Annotated in this window: 22 protein-coding genes; 6 read left to right on the top strand and 16 right to left on the bottom strand. The window is 37.2% G+C overall.

Annotated features, from left to right (window positions below; all coding sequences use genetic code 11):
* Nucleotides 1–31: 31 nt before the first annotated feature.
* Complete coding sequence (gene rimM / locus K7G93_RS09405; protein WP_049214820.1) at nucleotides 32–559, bottom strand: ribosome maturation factor RimM; 528 nt, start codon at nucleotides 557–559, stop codon at nucleotides 32–34.
* Nucleotides 560–605: 46 nt separating this feature from the next.
* Entirely contained in the window at nucleotides 606–854 is a 249-nt protein-coding gene (gene rpsP / locus K7G93_RS09400) for a 30S ribosomal protein S16 (RefSeq protein WP_049214819.1), read from the bottom strand.
* Between the two features lie 260 nt (nucleotides 855–1,114).
* Here rpsP and K7G93_RS09395 point away from each other — a divergent pair, with 260 nt between their 5' ends.
* Nucleotides 1,115–2,152, top strand: a complete 1,038-nt coding sequence (locus K7G93_RS09395; RefSeq protein WP_226690977.1) for a glycosyltransferase family 9 protein — start codon at nucleotides 1,115–1,117, stop codon at nucleotides 2,150–2,152.
* Here the strand turns inward: K7G93_RS09395 and yczE are convergent.
* Nucleotides 2,105–2,773, bottom strand: a complete 669-nt coding sequence (yczE, locus tag K7G93_RS09390; RefSeq protein WP_191135204.1) for a membrane protein YczE — start codon at nucleotides 2,771–2,773, stop codon at nucleotides 2,105–2,107. The genes K7G93_RS09395 and yczE overlap by 48 nt on opposite strands.
* Nucleotides 2,774–3,008: 235 nt before the next feature.
* On the opposite strand from yczE, the gene K7G93_RS09385 reads away from it, so the two are divergent.
* Nucleotides 3,009–4,286: a NupC/NupG family nucleoside CNT transporter gene (locus tag K7G93_RS09385; protein WP_115323434.1), complete on the top strand. Its 1,278-nt coding sequence runs from the start codon at nucleotides 3,009–3,011 to the stop codon at nucleotides 4,284–4,286.
* A gap of 249 nt (nucleotides 4,287–4,535) precedes the next feature.
* Nucleotides 4,536–5,252: a purine-nucleoside phosphorylase gene (deoD, locus tag K7G93_RS09380; RefSeq protein ID WP_160531819.1), complete on the top strand. Its 717-nt coding sequence runs from the start codon at nucleotides 4,536–4,538 to the stop codon at nucleotides 5,250–5,252.
* Between the two features lie 61 nt (nucleotides 5,253–5,313).
* On the opposite strand, the gene metJ is transcribed toward deoD, so the two are convergent.
* From metJ to uspA, 5 genes are all read right to left on the bottom strand, one after another.
* Nucleotides 5,314–5,631: a met regulon transcriptional regulator MetJ gene (gene metJ / locus K7G93_RS09375; protein ID WP_224045911.1), complete on the bottom strand. Its 318-nt coding sequence runs from the start codon at nucleotides 5,629–5,631 to the stop codon at nucleotides 5,314–5,316.
* A 146-nt stretch (nucleotides 5,632–5,777) separates the two neighbouring features.
* The gene (gene galU, locus K7G93_RS09370) at nucleotides 5,778–6,665 is read right to left on the bottom strand and encodes a UTP--glucose-1-phosphate uridylyltransferase GalU (protein WP_226690978.1); all 888 of its coding nucleotides are present in this window, start codon (nucleotides 6,663–6,665) and stop codon (nucleotides 5,778–5,780) included.
* Nucleotides 6,666–6,895: 230 nt separating this feature from the next.
* The gene (gene csrA / locus K7G93_RS09365; protein ID WP_049214812.1) at nucleotides 6,896–7,084 is read right to left on the bottom strand and encodes a carbon storage regulator CsrA; all 189 of its coding nucleotides are present in this window, start codon (nucleotides 7,082–7,084) and stop codon (nucleotides 6,896–6,898) included.
* Between the two features lie 133 nt (nucleotides 7,085–7,217).
* Nucleotides 7,218–9,842 (bottom strand): alanine--tRNA ligase, encoded by a 2,625-nt coding sequence (gene alaS, locus K7G93_RS09360; protein WP_191135205.1) that lies wholly within the window; start codon nucleotides 9,840–9,842, stop codon nucleotides 7,218–7,220.
* A 239-nt stretch (nucleotides 9,843–10,081) separates the two neighbouring features.
* Nucleotides 10,082–10,507: a universal stress protein UspA gene (gene uspA / locus K7G93_RS09355; protein ID WP_049214810.1), complete on the bottom strand. Its 426-nt coding sequence runs from the start codon at nucleotides 10,505–10,507 to the stop codon at nucleotides 10,082–10,084.
* Nucleotides 10,508–10,691: 184 nt separating this feature from the next.
* Between uspA and mazG the strand changes: the two genes are divergently transcribed.
* A complete protein-coding gene (gene mazG / locus K7G93_RS09350; RefSeq protein ID WP_049214809.1) occupies nucleotides 10,692–11,480 on the top strand; it encodes a nucleoside triphosphate pyrophosphohydrolase in 789 nt (262 codons plus the stop codon).
* 98 nt (nucleotides 11,481–11,578) lie between these two features.
* Here mazG and ilvC read toward each other — a convergent pair whose 3' ends face one another.
* Nucleotides 11,579–13,054 (bottom strand): ketol-acid reductoisomerase, encoded by a 1,476-nt coding sequence (gene ilvC, locus K7G93_RS09345; RefSeq protein WP_191135207.1) that lies wholly within the window; start codon nucleotides 13,052–13,054, stop codon nucleotides 11,579–11,581.
* A gap of 182 nt (nucleotides 13,055–13,236) precedes the next feature.
* Here ilvC and ilvY point away from each other — a divergent pair, with 182 nt between their 5' ends.
* Both ilvY and rarD read left to right on the top strand, forming a co-directional pair.
* A complete protein-coding gene (gene ilvY, locus K7G93_RS09340; RefSeq protein ID WP_191135208.1) occupies nucleotides 13,237–14,118 on the top strand; it encodes an HTH-type transcriptional activator IlvY in 882 nt (293 codons plus the stop codon).
* 45 nt (nucleotides 14,119–14,163) lie between these two features.
* Nucleotides 14,164–15,039: an EamA family transporter RarD gene (gene rarD, locus K7G93_RS09335; RefSeq protein ID WP_115323430.1), complete on the top strand. Its 876-nt coding sequence runs from the start codon at nucleotides 14,164–14,166 to the stop codon at nucleotides 15,037–15,039.
* Nucleotides 15,040–15,082: 43 nt separating this feature from the next.
* Here the strand turns inward: rarD and K7G93_RS09330 are convergent, their stop codons facing one another.
* The 7 genes from K7G93_RS09330 to lsrA form a co-directional block, all read right to left on the bottom strand.
* Nucleotides 15,083–15,778, bottom strand: a complete 696-nt coding sequence (locus K7G93_RS09330; RefSeq protein WP_226690979.1) for a beta/alpha barrel domain-containing protein — start codon at nucleotides 15,776–15,778, stop codon at nucleotides 15,083–15,085.
* The gene (gene lsrG / locus K7G93_RS09325) at nucleotides 15,765–16,079 is read right to left on the bottom strand and encodes a (4S)-4-hydroxy-5-phosphonooxypentane-2,3-dione isomerase (RefSeq protein ID WP_115323428.1); all 315 of its coding nucleotides are present in this window, start codon (nucleotides 16,077–16,079) and stop codon (nucleotides 15,765–15,767) included. Before lsrG ends, K7G93_RS09330 begins: the two co-directional genes overlap by 14 nt.
* An 83-nt stretch (nucleotides 16,080–16,162) precedes the next feature.
* Nucleotides 16,163–17,041 carry a 3-hydroxy-5-phosphonooxypentane-2,4-dione thiolase gene (gene lsrF, locus K7G93_RS09320; protein WP_226690980.1) on the bottom strand — a complete coding sequence of 293 codons (879 nt, stop codon included), beginning with the start codon at nucleotides 17,039–17,041 and terminating at the stop codon, nucleotides 16,163–16,165.
* A gap of 14 nt (nucleotides 17,042–17,055) precedes the next feature.
* Entirely contained in the window at nucleotides 17,056–18,072 is a 1,017-nt protein-coding gene (lsrB, locus tag K7G93_RS09315; protein ID WP_115323426.1) for an autoinducer 2 ABC transporter substrate-binding protein LsrB, read from the bottom strand.
* A 31-nt stretch (nucleotides 18,073–18,103) separates the two neighbouring features.
* On the bottom strand, nucleotides 18,104–19,105 hold the full coding sequence (gene lsrD, locus K7G93_RS09310; protein WP_160531823.1) for an autoinducer 2 ABC transporter permease LsrD: 1,002 nt from the start codon (nucleotides 19,103–19,105) through the stop codon (nucleotides 18,104–18,106).
* Nucleotides 19,106–19,117: 12 nt separating this feature from the next.
* Nucleotides 19,118–20,110, bottom strand: a complete 993-nt coding sequence (gene lsrC, locus K7G93_RS09305; RefSeq protein ID WP_115323424.1) for an autoinducer 2 ABC transporter permease LsrC — start codon at nucleotides 20,108–20,110, stop codon at nucleotides 19,118–19,120.
* 12 nt (nucleotides 20,111–20,122) lie between these two features.
* On the bottom strand, nucleotides 20,123–21,640 hold the full coding sequence (lsrA, locus tag K7G93_RS09300; protein WP_115323423.1) for an autoinducer 2 ABC transporter ATP-binding protein LsrA: 1,518 nt from the start codon (nucleotides 21,638–21,640) through the stop codon (nucleotides 20,123–20,125).
* Nucleotides 21,641–21,721: the final 81 nt, after the last annotated feature.

Raw genomic sequence — 21,721 nt, 5'->3', positions numbered from 1 at the left:
CAACAGCTCAAGCTAAACAGCGTACCTGAGGTTAGAAACCAGCGTCCCAATCCACTTCAATAGTCTTTGTGGTGAGATCAACTCTTTTAACTACTTGTTCATACAAAAACGGAATTAACCGTTCTTGTTTCCCAAAAGCATCTTTGGCATTTGCTCGTACAACTAATACATCGTTAGAACCTGTTTCCATCATTTCTGTCACAGTACCCATCACATAGCCCTCCAGATTCACTACACTACAGCCGATTAAATCATGCCAATAGTAATCTCCTTCTTCAAGCGTTGGAAAAACTGCTAAATCCACGCCGATTTCAATATTTGCTAAGGTTTGAGCGACTTCACGATCATCTATGTTTTTTAACTTCACGATCAAGTCATTATTGTGATAGCGCCAGCTTTCTAATTCTGTTGGTTGCCATTGCCCTTTAATCTTTAAAAACCAAGGTTGGTAATCAAAAATGCTTTCAGCATGTTCTGTTGATGAATAAATACGTAACCAACCTCGAATACCATAAGTTGAACCTAATTTGCCAACTACTTCAATTCTTTGTTGTTGCATATTCATCACCTATCTCGTTCTACTGTTACTAATAAATTAGAACAAATTACGCTGCTTTTTTAGCTTCTTTTACTAAAGCAGAAACGCGATCTGATAAAGATGCACCTTTTTCTAACCATGTATTAACACGATCTAAATCTAAACGTAAACGCTCAGCATTACCTGTTGCTAATGGATTGAAAAAGCCTACGCGCTCAATAAAGCGACCGTCACGTGGTGAACGGCTATCTGCGACAACGATTTGATAGAATGGGCGTTTTTTAGCTCCGCCACGAGATAAACGAATGGTTACCATAACCTTCCTCTAAATGTTTGATTACAAAAAGAAAACTCTCAATTATCGAAGTTATCTTGAGAGTTAAACTTACTTTTTTCTCTGTATATATAGACAAAAAGCCTGTGGATCATACTCTTTTTTCTAAAAAAAGCAAGAAATAAGCACCTTCATCCCTTAATTCAATACAATAATAAGAAAGCAATTTTTTGATTAAATTTTATAATTAAACAAGTTAAAATATTTCATTAATCTAATTGAATAAACGTTGAGAAGAAAAAATGCAAAAAGTGTTAGTCGTGCGTAATGATAAGTTAGGCGATTTTATGTTGGCTTGGCCAGCCTTTGCTATGTTAAAGCAATCTAATCCTACATTAAAATTGACCGCTCTTGTTCCTCAATACACAGCTGATCTAGCACGTATTTGTCCTTATTTAGATGATGTTATCATTGATTCAGGTAAAAACGCCGAGAAATCTGCTCAACTCGCTACATTACAAGCAGTAAAAGAGCAAAAATTTGATGCCGCAATTAACTTTTTTTCTGATAAATATAATGCACTATTAGTTTGGAAAGCTAAAATCCCATTCCGTTTAGCGCCTGCGACTAAACTGATTCAATTTTTATACAATCATCGAGTCACACAACGCCGCTCAAAATCAATAAAGCCTGAGTTTGAATATAATTTAGATCTGGCTCGGGCTTTTTTACAAAAAACGGGACAGGCAATCATTGAGCCAAAACCGCCTTATTTAACTTTTGAACCAAGCAGAATACAGCAACAAAAAAGTATGCTAGTACAACAACTCCAGCTAGATTTAAACAAAAAATGGATTTTTGTACACAGTGGTTCTGGTGGATCAGCCACTAATTTGTCTCTCGCACAATATGCTGAATTAATTGTAGGGCTCCTACAACAATTTGATTGCCATATCATCTTAACTGCGGGACCTAATGAAAGTGAAAAAGCACATGAACTTGCTCAATTAATCAATGATGCACGCACTGTCATTTATGATAAAAATCATGGTTTAGTTGATTTTGCTTGTTCATTGGCTTGTTCGGATCTTTTTATTGCGGGTTCAACAGGCCCTTTGCATTTAAGTGCAGCACTCAATATAGCCACTATTGGGTTTTATCCAAGCCGCCGTTCTGCCACACCATTACGCTGGCAACCTATCAATGAACCAAAAAAACATCTTGCATTTTCTCCACAAACACAAAATAAAGCTGACCAAATGGATCTAAGTTTAATTTCAATACAAAATGTACTATCCCAAGCTATTCCGTTCATTATGCAAGCTTGGAGTGGCAAATAAACGAGTAAGAATAAATTGAACAACCCAACCAATTGAAATAGCAAATAAAATTGTGCCAATACCAAGAGTGCCACCCAATAGGAAACCGAGTGAACAAACAGCTATTTCTATGAAAGTTCGCACAATACCTACTCTTAAATGAAAGCGCTGGCACAATCCAACCATTAAACCGTCTCTTGGTCCTGCACCTTGATGGCAAGTTAAATAGAAAGCAGAGCCAATCCCAATTAATAAGATACCCACAATAATATAAGTATAACGTGCCAAAAGTGCGGTCGGTTTTGGTATAAATTCAGTAGTTAATCCCAAAAATAATGCTATAACAACAACATTCAATAGCGTGCCTAAACCGAGACGAAGCTTAAGAGGTAGCCATAACAACATCACGATACAACTAATTATGAAAGATGCCCATCCGACACTAAATCCCAGCTTTAATGACACACCCTGTGATAGCACTGTCCAAGGTGCAGACCCTAGATCAGAAAGCAGGACTAATCCCTCACCAATACCAAAAGCGGTTAATGATAATATCAATACAGCACATGATTTGGGTTCAAATGCCCAGAATGATGAAGCCGTCCAAGGCATTTGAGGTAAAATATGACTCTTTTCTCGCATAAAAATACAATCAGATAATCTATAATCACCTTTATAATAATAAAAAAGGAAAATTATCCCAATAATCTTCAGGCATATCTTATTCCACTATAAATTGAGAGCCATATCACACTTTGATGAAAATTTAAGTTACTTTGTCGATTTATGCTCCAATAACACAAGCTTTTTAATCCAAAACGCAGTAAAATTACCAACCATTCTTTTTTATTCTAACTTAGTAAAGGACTTTACAATTATGAGTACATTAATCAGTATTCTCGGTATTGCTGTATTATTAGCTATCGCGTTCTTACTTTCTAATAATCGCAAAGCCATCAATTTACGCACTGTATTTGGTGCATTGGGTATTCAAATTGCAATTGGTGCATTAATTTTATATGTGCCTGTTGGTCGTGATGCATTACTTTGGCTTTCTGATGGTATCAGTAAAGTAATCTCTTATGGTAACGAAGGTATTGGCTTCTTATTTGGAGGCTTAGTCAGCGATAAAATGTTTGAAGTATTTGGCGGTGGTGGTTTCGTTTTCGCTTTACGCGTGTTACCAATCATTGTTTTCTTCTCTGCTTTAATCTCTGTTTTATACTACATCGGTATAATGCAATGGATTATTAAAATCATTGGCGGTGGCTTACAAACTTTATTAGGCACATCAAGATCAGAATCTATGTCTGCTGCAGCAAACATTTTCGTTGGTCAAACAGAAGCGCCATTAGTGGTAAAACCTTACATCAGCAAAATGACTGAATCTGAATTATTTGCAATTATGTGTGGTGGCTTAGCCTCAATTGCAGGCTCTGTGATGGCAGGTTATGCAGGTATGGGCGTACCATTACCTTATTTAATCGCGGCTTCATTTATGGCAGCACCAGCAGGTTTATTATTTGCAAAAATTCTTTATCCGCAAACTGAAAAATTCAATGATGATTTAGAAAAAGTTGATTTAGAAAAACCAGCTAACGTACTTGATGCAGCAGCAGGTGGCGCATCATCAGGGATGAATTTAGCCCTCAACGTAGGGGCAATGTTAATTGCTTTCGTAGCATTAATTGCCTTAATCAACGGTATCCTTGGTGGAATCGGTGGCTGGTTCAATATGCCAGAATTATCACTTGGTTTAATCTTAGGCTGGATCTTCAAACCACTTGCTTGGGTAATTGGTGTAGACTGGAACCAAGCTGAAATCGCTGGTCGTATGATCGGTACTAAACTAGCTGTGAATGAATTCGTTGGTTACTTAGACTTTACAGCCTACTTAAAAGATGCGGCTGTAAATGCCAATATGGTCCAATTAACTGATAAAACTCAAGCTATTATCACTTTCGCACTTTGTGGTTTCGCTAACTTCAGCTCAATCGCAATCTTAATCGGTGGCTTAGGTGCATTAGCGCCAAATCGTCGTGGTGATATTGCTCGCTTAGGTATCAAAGCAGTAATTGCTGGCTCATTAGCAAACTTAATGAGTGCAACAATCGCAGGTTTATTTATTGGCTTAGGCGGTGTCGCATTAAGTTAAAAAGTGCGGTATGATTTAACCAATATATTGAAACACCACGACTTTGCTCGTGGTGTTGTCATATTAGGGCAACGGAAACGTTTGCATAATATAAATACGCCTCCTTGCTCAAGCATAAACAGGTTAGCTTTCTATCAATCCAACAGCAATAAAGCTAACTCTTTGTGAAAATAAACTAAAGAACGACTTTCGTTCTACCCCGATAAGCAGTTAAATTGCTATCATCAACTTAACATAAGAGGAAATATTATGACTCCACATATTAACGCTCCAGCAGGCGCATTTGCAGATGTTGTTTTAATGCCAGGTGATCCACTACGTGCTAAATATATTGCTGAAACTTTCTTACAAGATGTAAAAGAAGTGACTAACGTACGTAATATGTTAGGTTACACAGGAACTTATAAAGGTCGTAAAATTTCTGTGATGGGACATGGTATGGGTATTCCATCTTGCTCTATCTATACAAAAGAGTTAATTACAGAATATGGTGTGAAAAAAATTATCCGTGTCGGCTCTTGTGGTGCTGTACGCATGGACGTGAAATTACGTGATGTTGTTATTGGTGTTGGTGCATGTACTGATTCAAAAGTTAACCGTATCCGCTTTAAAGATCATGATTTTGCAGCAATCGCAGATTTTGATATGACGATGGCGGCAGTAGAAGCAGCAAAAGCAAAAGGCGTAAATGTACGTGTTGGTAACTTGTTCTCAGCTGATCTCTTCTACACACCCGATGTTGAAATGTTTGATGTGATGGAAAAATACGGTATTTTAGGTGTTGAAATGGAAGCAGCAGGTATCTATGGTGTCGCAGCAGAATTCGGTGCAAAAGCATTAACCATTTGTACTGTTTCAGATCACATCCGTACTCATGAGCAAACTACCGCAGAAGAACGTCAATTAACTTTCAACGACATGATTGAAATTGCATTAGAATCTGTCTTAATTGGCGATCAAGCTTAATTAAACAAATAACAAGTGCGGTTGAAATATTAAAAATTTCAACCGCACTTTTTTATTCAACTTAATATTCCCAACTTTCTGGATCAATTCCCAACTCACGCATCACTTTTTTAGCCTTTTCAGGAATTTCGTCATGACGCTCTTTTAATAAATCTTCGTCTGTTGGTAATGGTTGTCCAGTAAACGCATGCAAAAATGCTTCACAAAGTAGCTCACTATTCGTTGCATGACGTAAATTACGAATCTGGCGACGTGTACGCTCGTTAGTTAAAATCTCTAATACTTTAATTGGTATTGATACAGTAATTTTTTTAACTTGCTCACTCTTCTTCCCATGCTCTGCATAAGGACTAATATATTTACCATCCCAATTTGCCATTCTGTTTACCTTATCAATATACTTAATAATTATGGGGTATTTTAATAAAAAATAGCGAAAATAACAATCTAGCCGTTAAGACAGCTAGATATCTGAAGTATAAAAAAGGCATCCAAAAGATGCCTAAAAGAATAAATAATCGAATATTAAAGCGATTTAACTAACTGTTTTAAATATGCCTTAAAGGGCTGACCTAGTTTTTCATGCTCTAAACCATATTCAACAAATGCTTGCATATAGCCTATTTTATCACCACAATCAAATGTCTTACCAGTCATATGGAATGCCTCAACCGTTTCTCTCTCAATTAACATGTCAATTGCATCAGTTAATTGAATCTCATCACCAACACCAACAGGTGTTTTCTCAAGTAAGCCCCAAATTGTGGCTGAAAACACATAGCGCCCAACTACAGCTAAATTAGAAGGTGCCTTTTCAATACTAGGTTTTTCTATAATATTATTGATTTTAGCGCTGTCCCCCCCCATCAAAGTAACATTACCACAATCAACAATACCATAGCTGCTTACATCTTTCTCAGCAACTGGCGACACCATAATTTGACTGACTTGTGTCTCCTCAAAGCGTTTCACCATTGCCGCTAAATTTTCACGTTTTTGATCAGCGGAAAAATCAGCTAATAGAACGTCAGGTAAAATCACGGCAAACGGCTCATTACCAACAACTGGACGACCACACAAAACAGCATGACCCAATCCTTTTGCATTACCTTGACGTACATGCATAATCGTCACATCTTTTGGACAAATTGAGCGAACCTCATCTAAAAGTTGACGTTTAACACGTTTCTCAAGCATAGTTTCTAATTCAAATGATGTATCAAAATGGTTTTCAATAGCATTTTTAGAAGAATGTGTAACTAACACAATTTCTTTCATGCCTGCTGCAACACATTCATTAACGACATATTGAATTAATGGTTTATCCACCAATGTGAGCATTTCTTTTGGAATCGCTTTTGTAGCAGGCAGCATACGAGTGCCTAAACCTGCAACGGGGATAATCGCTTTCATTCTTCTTCCTTTTATTATAGTAACATTTGTCTAGTTGAAACGTTATCAAAACGCATGGACATTATTACTATATATTTTCATCGGCTTTGAGCCATCTAAATTTGTATAAAACAACAAACGCTCAATCTAATCACTCAAAAACTTCCCAACAACAATGATTTTGGGACTTTAATATTTTCATCGTCCCTATCAAATATTTAAAAATTTATCTCAAATAATTAAATATCTGCTCATTCAGGCTGTTGAGGTTCATCTAATGCCTGTTTAATACGTTGGTAAATCTCTTCTCTATGAACAGAAACGTCTTTAGGGGCCTTGATTCCAATTTTTACTTGATTTCCTCGTATATTTAGAATCGTGATAGAAATATCATCGCCGATGAGTAAGCTTTCGCCAACTTTACGGGTTAAGATTAGCATATGAACTCCTCACCTTTTTATAGTTTATGCAAAATTCCTGTTTGCTTACAACATCCCTATCTTAAATATCGAAACCACTCACTTTTTTATTTTGCACTCCATATACAAAATAATAAAAAATGAAAGTGTTATACTACAAGTTCGCTTTTAGCCATTCTGCACCAGCAGATAATGCTTGATCTACATTATCAACTTGTGTACCACCAGCCATCGCCATATCAGGACGACCACCACCCTTACCGCCAACTTGTTGTGCTAACACATTGACTAACTCGCCTGCTTTTACTTTGCCAGTTAAATCATTTGTCACACCCGCAATTAAATTTACCTTACCATCAACGACTGAGGCAAAAACAATAACTGCTGAGCCAAGTTGATTTTTCAAATCGTCAACCATAACACGTAGCGATTTGGCTTCAACACCATCAAGTTTCTGAATAATGACAGAAACATTGTTTATTTCAACTGCATTTTTAATCAAATCAGAGCCAGCCTGCATTGCGGCTTTTTCTTTCAAGACTTGTAATTCTTTTTCAGATTTTTTCGACTTATCTTGTAGCTGCTGAATTTTTTCTAAAATAGAATTAACATCCGATTTCAATAAATCTGCACTTTGTGTAAGCAATGCTTGCTGCTGGTGCAGCCAAGAAATCGCATTTTCACCAGTAATAGCTTCAATACGCCGAATCCCTGCAGCAATCGCAGTTTCCGTGATAATTTTAAATAAACCAATATCACCCGTGCGTTTAGCGTGAATACCACCACAAAGTTCAATGGAAAAATCACCCATTGTCAAAACACGTACTTGATCAGCATATTTCTCACCAAATAATGCCATTGCACCTTTTGCTTTCGCAGCTTCCAGTTCCATTAGCTCTGTTTGAATGATATGGTTGGCTCGAACTTGTTGATTCACAATACGCTCAATCTCAACTAATTGTTCTTTCGTGATTGCTTCTGGATGTGCAAAATCAAAACGTAGTGCAACATCTGAAACAAGCGAACCTTTTTGAACAACATGAGTTCCTAATACTTGACGTAGTGCAGCATGTAATAAATGAGTTGCCGAATGGTTTAGTGAAGTTTGATCACGACGAACCACATCAACTACAGCATGAACAGATTGGCCAATAGCTAAACTACCACTCATTAATTCACCAATATGACCAAAAACTTGCCCATATTTTTGTGTATCTTTTACATCAAATGTGAAACCTTGTCCTACTAATCGACCACTATCACCAATTTGGCCACCCGATTCAGCATAGAATGGCGTATTTTCCAAAATAACTACAGCACTCTGCCCTGCTTCAATACGATCGACAGGCTTACCTTCAGCAAAAAGTGCGGTCACTTTTGCCAGAGATTCAGATTCAGTATAGCCTTCAAAAGTTGTCGTACCTTCAACGCGAATGACATTATTGTAATCCATACCAAATTGGCTTGCCGATTGTGCGCGCAAACGTTGCGCTTCCATTTCACGATCAAAACCTGCCTCATCAATCGTGATATTGCGTTCACGACAGACATCTGCAGTGAGATCTAATGGGAAACCATAGGTATCGTATAGTTTAAATGCCACTTCACCAGAAAGTACTCCATCTTGTACATTAGCTAAAGCCTCATCTAACAATGTTAAACCACGTTCTAAAGTACGAGCGAATTGTTCTTCTTCTAAACGCAATAATTTTTCAACATTAGCTTGTTTTTCTCTGACTTCAACACCTGCTTCAGCCATCACATCAATTAATGTTGGTACTAATTTATAGAAAAATGCTTCCTTAGCACCTAATAAATTACCATGACGAACAGCACGGCGAATAATACGGCGTAATACATAACCACGACCTTCATTTGATGGAATAACACCATCTGCAATTAAGTACGCGCATGAACGAATATGATCTGCAATTACACGTAATGATTTATTATTTAAATCTTTTTCGCCAGTTAATTCCGACACTTTAGCAATTAATTTTTGGAAAATATCAATTTCATAGTTTGAATTAACGTGTTGCAATACCGCACTAATCCGCTCTAATCCCATTCCAGTATCAACGGAAGGTTTTGGTAACGCTTCCATTGTACCATCAGAATGGCGATTAAACTGCATAAAAACAATATTCCAAATTTCGATATAGCGATCACCATCCTCTTCTGGGGAGCCTGGTGGTCCCCCCCAAATATGATCACCATGGTCATAAAAAATCTCTGTACAAGGACCACAAGGACCTGTATCGCCCATCGCCCAAAAGTTATCAGAAGCATATGGTGCACCTTTATTATCACCAATACGTACGATTCTCTCAGCGGGTACACCTACTTCTTTATTCCAAATATCATAAGCTTCATCATCAGTTGCATAAACTGTTACCCATAATTTCTCTTTAGGTAACCCTAACCAACGTGGTGAGGTCAGAAATTCCCAACCAAAATGAATAGCATCTTTTTTGAAATAATCGCCAAAACTAAAATTACCGAGCATTTCAAAAAAAGTGTGATGACGTGCGGTATAGCCTACATTTTCTAAGTCATTATGCTTACCACCGGCACGGACACAACGCTGCGCAGTTGTTGCTCGAGAATAAGGACGTTTATCCATCCCCAAAAAAACGTCTTTAAATTGATTCATTCCTGCATTAGTGAATAATAAAGTCGGATCATTATCAGGAACAAGTGAGCTACTTGCTACAATTTGATGACCTTTAGTCTGGAAAAAATCAAGAAAAGATTGTCTAATTTCTGCTGTTGTTTTCATTTATATATAAGCCTTGCTTTTCATATTATTTTAAATAACTAATAACAATACGATTAAAAGTTAGTCTACTTATTTTTGCATATTTTTGGCATTTATAAAAAGGCTTTTTCTATAAAAAATAAAGATTTTTTGCCCATTCAAGCCTACAAAAAAACCAACCGCACTTCAACATTCTCATCAAAGTGCGGTTACATTTTTACAAACTTTTTACAAAAGTTTAATTATCAAATAAGTCGACCTTATTCATCACGTAAAGGTACAACTAACATGTCTACTGAAATGTTATTCATCACTTGACGTGTTGAAGACATTAGTTTACTCCAAAAGTCTTGATGATGACCAGTAACAAGCAAGTCAACATCGTATTTTTCGATAGCATCGGCTAATACTTGACCTAAATCACCACTACCACTTAGTTTTTCAGTCACAGGATAACTCGCATTTTCGGCTAAATGAACTAATGTTTGCTGTGTTTCAGAAGAAATACGATCTTGCATTGACGCCATATTAACATCAATCAATCCTGTATAAAGATCAGAAAAGTTCACATCAACGTGAATAATTGATAACTTCGCCTCATTCCGTCTTGCTACGCCAGCCGCTTTTTCTAATAAAAATTGACTTTCATCAGAAAGATCTACTGCTACTAATACGTGTTTATACATAATAAACTCCTTATCTGATCGAGGGGATTACTCATAAAGTAATATTATCATAACACCGCTCCATAAAAAAAAGTATGCACTAGATCACGTTTTAAAGAAGTTTTCCTGTTAAACTAACATTCCACTTACGAAATAAAAATTATACTATGATAAATCTCAATTTTTTAAAAAAGGTCTACTTAAAATGACATATTCAATTCAAGAGTTTGTAAAACTGATTGCTCAGTTACGCAATCCAAATGGAGGATGTCCTTGGGATCTGAAACAAAATTATCAGACCATGATTCCTTGTTTAACTGAAGAAACTTATGAGGTCATCGAAGCTATTCAACAAAACAATATGCAAGATTTAAAAGAAGAGCTTGGAGACCTTCTATTACAAGTCATTTTCTTTAGCCAGTTAGCTACTGAAGATGAGCATTTTACTTTTGATGACGTAGTGAACACTGTTTCCAGTAAAATTATTCGTCGTCATCCCCATGTTTTTGGTAATAAAAAAGCACATAATGAGCAAGAAGCCTTACAAAATTGGAATGCTATTAAAGCACAAGAAAACCAAAACAAAGGACAAACATCAATTTTAGATAATATTCCCCATGCATTTCCTGCATTAATGCGAGCTGAAAAATTACAAAAACGCTGTGCAAAAGTAGGTTTTGACTGGAATGAGACAACTCATGTCATCGAAAAAATTAAAGAAGAATTAAATGAAGTTCAGCAAGAAATAGAAAAATCACCTAGGCAGCAAGCTAAAATTGAAGAGGAAATCGGAGATTTACTATTCGCTGTCGTAAATCTCAGTCGCCATTTACATTGCCAACCCGAAGAAAGCTTACGCAAAGCTAACCACAAATTTGAGCAACGTTTTCGTGCTGTAGAAAGAAAACTCAAACAGAATAATAAAACATTTGCGGACAGTTCACTTATGGAAATGGATTTGCTTTGGGACGAAGTCAAACGAGAAGAACAATAAGACTATTATAAGTTAAAGTGCGGTCTGATTTTGTGAAATATTGATATAATAAAACCAGTCATATTCATGACTGGTTTTTTATACCTAAATAGACTCAATTAATTTGACGAAATACGTTTCATATCCGTCATATAACCGCGTAATTCCTGTCCCACAATTTCAATCGGATGATTCCGAATCGCATCATTCACATCACGTAGAGTAATATTATCAATTTCAACTGTTGGAGTCGGTTCACCTAAATCACCACGTGCTAACATTGGTATAATTTCCTTTGCTAAAATCGGTGTCGCAACATTAGCAAATAAGTAATTACCATATTCAGCAGTGTCAGAAATTACCACATTCATTTCATATAAACGCTTACGTGCAATCGTATTCGCAATTAATGGCAGTTCGTGTAATGATTCATAATAGGCTGACTCCTCATAAATACCACTGGCTACCATAGTATCAAAAGCAAGTTCAACACCCGCTTTTACCATTGCAACCATTAATACACCATGGTCAAAATACTCTTGTTCACTAATTTTACCTTCGTATTTTGGTGCATTCTCAAATGCTGTTTTTCCCGTTTCTTCACGCCATTTTAAAAGGTTCGCATCACCATTTGCCCAGTCTGCCATCATGGTTGAGGAAAACTCACCGCTAATAATGTCATCCATATGTTTTTCAAATAAAAACGCGAGTTTTTCTTTAATGAGTTCTGAAAGCTCAAACGCACGTAATTTAGCTGAATTCGATAAACGATCCATCATTAAAGTAATACCGCCTTGTTTTAAAGCTTCTGTAATCGTTTCCCAACCATATTGGATTAATTTACCTGCATAAGCAGGATCTTTTCCATCTGCGACTAATTTGTCATAACACACAATTGAGCCCGCTTGTAACATACCACACAGAATAGTTTGCTCACCCATTAGGTCAGATTTCACTTCAGCAACAAATGAAGACTCTAGCACACCTGCACGATGACCACCTGTTGCAGCCGCCCAAGCTTTAGCAATTTCTAAACCATCACCATTTGGATCGTTTTCAGGGTGTACTGCGATCAATGTTGGTACACCAAAGCCACGTTTATATTCTTCTCGCACTTCTGTACCTGGGCATTTTGGTGCCACCATTACAACTGTGATATCTTTGCGGATTTGCTCGCCCACTTCCACGATATTTAAACCGTGAGAATAACCCAGTGCAGCACCTTGTTTCATTAATGGCATCACATCTGCTACAACCTTTGAGTGCTGTTTATCTGGCGTTAAATTGACGACTAAATCAGCAGTTGGAATTAATTCTTGATAAGTACCTACTTTAAAGCCGTTTTCTGTTGCACGTTGGAATGAGGCACGCTTTTCTTCAATCGCCTCGGGACGTAAAGCATAACTAATGTCTAAACCTGAATCACGCATGTTTAATCCTTGATTCAGTCCTTGTGCGCCACAACCGACGATAACAATTTTTTTGCCTTTTAAATAATCTGCTTCATTAGCAAATTCATTACGATCCATAAAGCGGCAACGCCCCAATTGATCTAATTGTTGGCGTAAATTTAATGTGTTGAAATAGTTAGCCATTGTTATGTCCTTAAATTTGATGTTGTTTGTGTATTGGTATGATGTTGTATTTGCATATTATTTGTACTTTGTTTTGATTATAGTGATTTTTATCATTGCGTAAATTGATATTATTGGTATTTTATATTGCAATTATTGCAACATAAGAACTATTTAATACGATATTTGGGGAAACTTACACCTTGAACTTCAACGATCTCAAACTGTTTCTGCACCTTTGTGAAACAAAAAACTTCGCTAGAACAGCGACACAAAACCATATGTCACCTTCTACACTCTCGCGCCAAATTCAACGCATGGAGGAGCAGTTAGGACAAACGTTATTCCTTCGCGATAATCGCCAAGTTGTCCTTACAGAAGCAGGTGAACAATTCCTTCCCTTCGCACAACAAAGTTGGGCAGAATGGCTACAAATAAAACAACAACTGCGCGATAATCCGACCGAAGTACTCTGTGGTGAACTGAAAATCTTCTGCTCCGTCACTGCAGCTTATAGCCATTTACCAAATATACTAGAAAAATTTCGAGCGCGTTATCCTAAAGTCGAGATTCAGCTTACTACTGGGGATCCAGCCTCTGCATTACAACAAGTGCAAACACAACAAGTCGATCTTGCGCTGGCTGGTCGACCTAAAAATTTACCAACCAGTGTTGAATTTCATTATATTGATGATATTAGTCTGTCACTCATTGCTCCTCGCATCGCCTGTCCTGCGACACAATTGTTACAAAAAACACCGATTGACTGGCAACAAGTTCCGTTTATTTTACCTGTTGAGGGGCCCGCTCGGCAGCGTATCGACGAATGGTTTAAACAACAAAAAATTAAACATCCTAGAATTTATGCTACTGTCGCTGGACATGAGGCAATTATGCCAATGGTTGCTCTAGGCTGTGGTGTTGCGATGTTACCTGATGTTGTGATTAAAAACAGTCCAATGAATAGCCAAATTTCAATATTACATTTAAATCCACCAGCACAACCTTTTGAATTAGGTATTTGTGTACAAAAAAAATGCTTAGCTAAACCATTAGTGCGTGCATTTTGGCAAGTGTTGGAGTAAAGTTGTTAACAACACGTTAATTTTATATTGCTCTAGGATAAGTCTATGTTAAAAGGGATAATTTTATCTTTATCAGCCTCAGTGTTATTCGGCTATTTATATTATTTTTCCACCCTTTTACAGCCACTTGGGGGCGAGGATATCTTCGGGTTTCGTATTATTTTTACTCTACCTTTCGTCATTGCTGCTGTGTTTTTATTTAAACAAAAACAAGCACTTCTACATTATTTTGAACGTATTAAACAGCAACCTCTGTTAATTTTAGGCTTTTTATTTAACTCGGCGATGATGGGGATTCAAATCTGGTTATTTCTATGGGCACCCAATAACGGCAGTGCGCTAAGCGTGTCTTTTGGTTACTTACTCTTACCTTTAGTCATGGTCCTAACTGGACGTGTTATCTTCAAAGAATATATCTCAAGGATTAAATTTTTTGCTGTTGTCATTGCGGCTATTGGTGTATTTTCCAATATTATTTTAAAAGGTGGACTTTCGTGGGAGGCTCTTTTAGTCAGTTTCGGTTACAGCACTTATTTTGCTACGCGTAAAATACTCAAAATTAACGATCTTGCAGGTTTTTGTATCGAAATGAGCTTATTATTGCCCGTTTGTATCTATTTCGCCTTACAAGTTGATCTCAATACAGTACAACAAGTCAACCCAAATATTTTATGGTTACTGGTTTTACTTGGTTTAATCAGTGGTGTTGCACTCAATACTTATATTGTTGCCAGTAGCTTACTGCCTATTAACGTGCTCGGCTTATTAGGCTATGCTGAACCTATTATGATGCTATTTGTATCATTTTTAATTGGCGAGCAACTGGATAGCGAAACTATTCCACTCTTTATTTGTTTAATGATCTCCATGCTCTTATTCATAAGCGAAGGATTGATTCGATTAAAACGACGTTATAAATAGAAAAAAACACCGCAGACTAATGCGGTGTTTTTGATTATTAAATTTATTGAGAAAAAGCAGTTCGCCATTCAGCTAAAGTGCGGTTTAAATCTGTTTGGCTAAATAAAGCGCTACCAGATACAATCCAATCAATATCAAATGGATAAAGCTGCGTGGCAAGTGTTAAGTTCATTGAGCCATCTACAGCAATCAATTTCTCATCACGAACGCTTCCTAACATTTTCGTTAATGCTAAAATTCGCTCAATAACGACATCTGTTGACGCTTTTATACCTGTTCTAGGATCCAATGTGAGTAGTTGAATTAAATCAACTTTCTCCAAATAAGGCTGTAACGACTCCAATGGTGTTTCTGGACAAAGTGTTAATCCAATCAACACATCAGGATAATTTTCGTGAAGATAAGCAATCGTTTCAGCGAGCGTATCCACTTGTTCCACTTGTAGTGTAATAATATTCGCCCCTGCTTTCGCACAATCTCTCGCAACATGCAAAGGATCTTTGACCATTAAATGTACATCTTTAATAAAAGGTGAAGCAAATTGCTTAACTGCAATAGGGCCTACAGTAAAAAAAGGGGAAAACTGACCATCACCTATATCGAAGTGCAATAAATGTAAATCATGTTGTGCTAATGTGGTTAAAGTTTCAGGGAATTTCAACCAATCAGATGCTAAAACACCGACACTTATTGGTTGCTTTCTTAATTGATGAATTAGTTGTTGTTTATTCACATTCATTCGCTATATTCTCTGGCATCACCCACTCAAAAATTTTTTTACTTCTTGCACCAGTCATGATGGGTTCTAGTTCTGCAACACAACGGTGATAATGCGGCGTTTGACGATGTGCTTCTAAAGCTTGCTCATTAACATAAACTTCATAAGCATAAAAGCGAGTTCTGATTTCTGGATCACGCAATACATCAAAACGTAAATTACCAGGTTCTTGTCTTGTACCAATATGGTTTCGTGCAAAAACTTCTAGAAACTCTTGTTCTTTACCTTCTTTAATATTAATTTCCACTAACATTGCAAACATAGTTGACTCCCTAAATGAAGGAAAATGAGTGAAAAAGAGCGGTCAGTTTTTTCTCCATTTCAACCGCTCTTTCATTTTATGAACTAGCTATTTTTCTCATCAAGATAAAGTTGATATGCTTTTTCTGCGGTTTCACCACCATGTACCACTGCATGTACTGCTTTTAACATGGCAATTGGCGCATCAGATTGGAAAATATTACGTCCCATATCCACTCCTAATGCACCTTGATCAATCGCTTGATAGCACATTTCTAACGCATCGAGTTCTGGTAATTTCTTACCGCCAGCAATGACGATTGGAACTGGACAACCTGCCGTAATACGCTCAAAACCTTTATCCACATAATAAGTTTTAATAATATGAGCTCCCATTTCTGCTGCAATACGTGTCGCCAGTGAGAAATATCGTTGGTCACGAGCCATATCTTTACCAACGCCTGTCACAGCCATCGTTGGCATACCATAACGTGTTCCTTGATCCACCAATTGAATAATATTTTTAATCGATTGATGCTCATAGTCTGAACCGATATAGACCTGTGCCGCCATTGCAGAGACATTTAGACGTAATGCATCTTCGACAGAAACTGCAACTGCTTCATTCGATAACTCAGTTAAGATCGAGTTTGCACCAGAAGCTCTTAACACAACAGGTTTACGTGTTTCAGGTGGCACAACACTACGCAAAATACCTCGCGTACACATTAATACATCAGTATATTCAAATAATGGCGCAATATGTAAATCAATACGCTCTAAGCCTGTAGTAGGTCCTTGGAAATAACCATGGTCAAAAGCTAGCATGATTGTTTTGCCTGTTTTCGGATTAAAAATATCCGCTAAACGAGATTGCATTCCCCAATCAAGTGCGCCTGATCCTTTTAAATAAAAGGCTTTATGCTGTTGCGGTCGATCTAAACCAAAATCTTTACCGTCTTTGATATCATCTAAATCTGCCATTTACTTCTCCTCAATTAGAAATTGTAGTTATCAATATTCTCTTTTGTGAACACGACACGCTCTGGTAATAAAATGATTCCATTACCTTTTGCTTCATATTCATAACCTTGAACTTTGTTTGGCGATACTTCTACTGTACCAATACCTTGTACATCTACTTTATCACCAACATTTAATGCTTTACCTTTTAATAAATCATTTGCAACAGCAATTGAAATTTTACCTTGTTGTACAACATCCCATAATCCGAATTGTTTCACTGTGCCACGTTTCACATATGGACGCATCACATTCGGTGTACTGAACCCAACGATAACAACATTATTCACTTTCAAATTTTCTGCTGCTTGTGCTGCTGCAGGTAAGGCATTAGCATCTGGCGCAATAATTGCATCAAGATCTGGGTAGGCTTTTAAAATACCTTCTGCTGTTTGTAAAGATTTAATCGCATCGTTATAACCAAACTGAGTAGTAACAATCTCCCATTCTGGGTGATCTTTTGCAATTTTAGCTTTCGCTTCTTTAACCCATTGGTTTTGGTCAGTTACTGTTGGACTTGAGTAGAAGAACGCTACTTTCGCTTTTGGTTTGCTAATTTGGCTAGACGCCATTTCTACTAACATTGAACCTAATTGTTCTGGTGTACCCTGATTAATATAATGACTACGACATTCAGGTTTTGTATCAGAATCCCAAGTCAAGACTTTCACACCACGTTTCATCGCACGTTGTAAAGTAGAACACAAACCATCTGGTGAGACGGCTGAAACAACAATTGCGTTATAACCTTGGTTAACAAAGTTATTAATTAATTGTACTTGGTTAGACACACTTGGCTCTGTTGGACCATCATAAGTCACATCTACACCTAATGTTTTACCCATTTCAGTTGCACCTTGTCCACCACTGGTGAAAAATCCAACACCTACTAACTTCGGAATGAAAGCAATACGATCAGCTGCTTGTGCTGTTGCTAACGTTGATAGCCCAACAGCAATAGCAAGTGCGGTAGCTTTTAATTGATTTTTCATAATTAATTCTCCTTCATTTTGGATCTGAACATTAATGATTTGACTCACTTCTCGTTTTTCGATGAATCCATTGCACAATGGCACTGTAGTGCAAACTAATCGATTTCCCGATTAAAACGATAATAAGTAACGCACCTGATAATGCACTGGATATTTCATTTGAAACACCGACCATTTGCAGACCTTGTTGCAAATATCCAATCAGAAGTGCAGCAATTGCTGTGCCAATAATAGAACCTGAGCCACCATAAATATTGGCGCCACCCAGTACAACTGCCGTCAAGACAGGCATTAATAAAGAACTGCCAAGATCAGAACGGGCTGAGCCGAAATAAGACACTAAAAGAATCGCAACAAACGCTGCGATAATACCAATCGCGGCATAAATAATATAAAGCGTACGGTTAATAGGCACTGCACTATAGCGCGAAGTACGCTCACTTTGACCAATTAAGAAAATGCTCCGACCAACAGTAGTTCTATGCATCAATAACCAAAACACGACTGTCATGATGAAAAAGTAAATAATCGGTGTTGGAATACCAAACAAAGTTTGATTCGCAAACTCTAATAAACTTTCAGGAAAACCACCAATACCTTCATAACCTGTTGCACCCGCGAACCCCGACAATAGCAATGCACCACCACCAAAAAGATACATCGTCCCTAAAGTAATCACTAATGGATTGACTTTGGTGTACAGAATTAAACTAGCATTAATCACACCACATACAATCCCTGCGACAAAAGTGAGTGGAATCGCTAACATCAAGGGGACATCTGCCTTAAATAAAACCCCCAATAAAATCGCACACAGCCCAACTGTCGAACCAAAAGATATATCCATACCACCAGAAACAATGATCATTGTTAAAGGGAGGGCTAACATGCCGATATAAATAAAATCGCTAGTACTGTAAAGCAAGACATTTAAATCCAACATGCGAGGGTTGAACAGACCAAAACCTAAAATTTCAATGATAACTAAACAAAATAAGGCTATTTCCCAACTGTATTTCTTTACATTAAGCATCCTTCTTTCTCCTTATTTCATTGTATTTGCATCATCTTTTAAGAAACGAGCATAACGTTGTAGCTTGATATTTTTACTAATCATCACACGTATCCGTCCATCAAAAACTAACACGATGAGTAAGACCAAACCTGCTACAAAGTTATTCCAATAAGCTGGGACTTTTAATAACACTAAAATAGAATCAATCTGAATCAAAAAATAAGCGCCAAGTACTGCACCAATAATATTCCCTGCGCCACCAAGCAAGCTAATACCACCTAAGACACAAGCTGCAATTGCTTTCATTTCTAAGCCATTACCTGTTGAATTTGGTACAAAACCAATTTGTGATGCAAATACAATACCCGCTAATGCTGCCATCGTGCCATTAATAGCAAATGCAGCGATACGAACACGATCTACGCGTACCCCCAGTTGTAATGCACCTTGCAAGTTATCTCCGACGGCATAAAAATCACGCCCTTGTTTGATTTTAGTTAAGAAAAAATAAGTCAACCCAATCAACCCCAATAGAAGCCAACCAATCGGTGAAATACCTAAAAATGCTGGTGATGAAAGCGTTTTAAGATCTTGCGGTAACCCCTCGATCCATTTCCCCCCAGTAATCAGCAACATAATGCCTTTGTATAAACCTAATGTACCTAAGGTCGCAACAATGGCTGGGATACGTAATAATGTGACAAGTACACCATTGAAGCACCCTGCCAAAAAACCACAACATAATGTAATGATAAAAGCACTTGCACCAAAACCTGCGTTTAATAAACTGCCTGCAATGACAGCACACAGTCCCATTGTTGATCCTACTGATACATCAATATTTCGGGTTAAAATCACGAAAGTTGCACCAATGGCTAATAAAATAACAATTTGTGCAGAGTTAAAAATCATGGCTAATGTTTGTATATGAAAGCCATTTCCACCAAATCCTAATAACAAAAAAAGCAGAGCAATCGCAAATACAATCGTCAGTTCACGGTTATCTTGTATAAATTTCCACATGTATTGCTCTCCTTATACGCTTGTGCCGCCAAATGCCATATTCATAATGTTATTTGTATTAATTGCCTCACCCACTAGTGAATCGCTTACATGCCCATCATGCATCACTAACACACGCTGAGACATTTTCTCGATTTCTTCTAAATCAGAAGAAATAAACAGCACTGCAACATTTTGTTTTGCAACACTCTGAATTAGCTGATAAATATCTGCCCGAGCACCAACATCTACACCACGAGTTGGTTCATCTACAATGAGTAATGCTGGATTCGCTTCTAAACATTTTGCAATCAATACTTTTTGTTGATTACCTCCCGATAGCGTTCGGGCAGCTTGTTGCTCATCACTAAATTTAATACCAATTGCACGATGATAGCGTTCTAAAATCGCACTTTCTTTTGCACTATTAATCCAAAAGCCCATATTGTTATAGGTCAATCCACAGGCATTCCATGTCAAAGGAGCATCTAAATATAAGCCAGATGCTTGTCGATCTTCGGGTAAATAGACAATCCCCTGCTGCAAGCGCTCTTTAATACTCATTTGGCTAATTTCTTGATCATCAAATAAAATCTCACCACATTTTTTTTGGCGTAACCCATAAATTGTTTCGGCAAGTTCAGTACGACCAGCACCAACCACACCCGCCAAACCTAAAATCTCACCAGGGTAAATTTGCAAAGAAACGTCTTTAAAGCCTTCACCTGTCAAATTTTTTAGCGTTAAAATCGGTTTTTCTGTCGATTTCACTCGATTATGACCTGGTAGCTCTAACCATAATTTCTGTGAATCAGATAATTGTGTTGATTTGGCTTTGGGTGTAATAGCACTAATCACTTCATCACGATTAAGATTTTCTGTTTTACCTGCTAACGCAATATAACCATCACGCATCACACTGATACGCTGTGAAATTTGCCAAACTTCGGGTAACTTATGCGAAATAAAAACAATCCCCACTCCTTTTGTCTGTAAAGAGTGAATTTTTTTGAAAAAATTATCTGTTTCTGCAGGTGTAAGAGAGGCGGTAGGTTCGTCTAAAATTAAAATATCTGCATTACGCATCAAGCCACGCATAATCTCAACAATCTGTTGATCAGCAACCTCAAGTAATCCTGCTTGCATATCCAGTTTTAAATGGGAATTGAGCTCACTTAAAAGTGCAGTAAGTTTTTGTTCATTTTCAATCCCCTGTGTTAAACCAAATAAAATATTTTCTTTTACTGTCAAATTTGGAAATAACAACGGCTCTTGAGGGACAAGATAAATGCCCAGTTGATGTGCTTTATTGGGTGATAGACCTGTTTGATGTTTGCCTTTAATAATCAATTCACCACTATCCTGAGGCTGAATACCCGCAATGATTTTCATCAATGTGGATTTACCTGCACCATTTCCGCCTAAAAGGGCATGGACTTCGCCTGCATACAATGAGAAATCAATTGCTTTCAGTACTTCAACCCCAGAGAAAGATTTACTGATATTGCGCGCATCTAATAAACATGTGTGCTCTAAATTGTCAGATTGCATAGTTAATCTCTTCCTCAAAATTGAACAAATGATTTTTTAATTTATCATTTGTTAATTATATTAATCTTTCATTCACAATAT

It is taken from the genome of Pasteurella canis, assembly GCF_020810675.1.
GTDB lineage: Bacteria > Pseudomonadota > Gammaproteobacteria > Enterobacterales > Pasteurellaceae > Pasteurella > Pasteurella canis.
The sequence above is the reverse complement of the archived record's forward strand: the minus strand, read 5'-3'. Positions and strand labels throughout refer to the sequence as shown.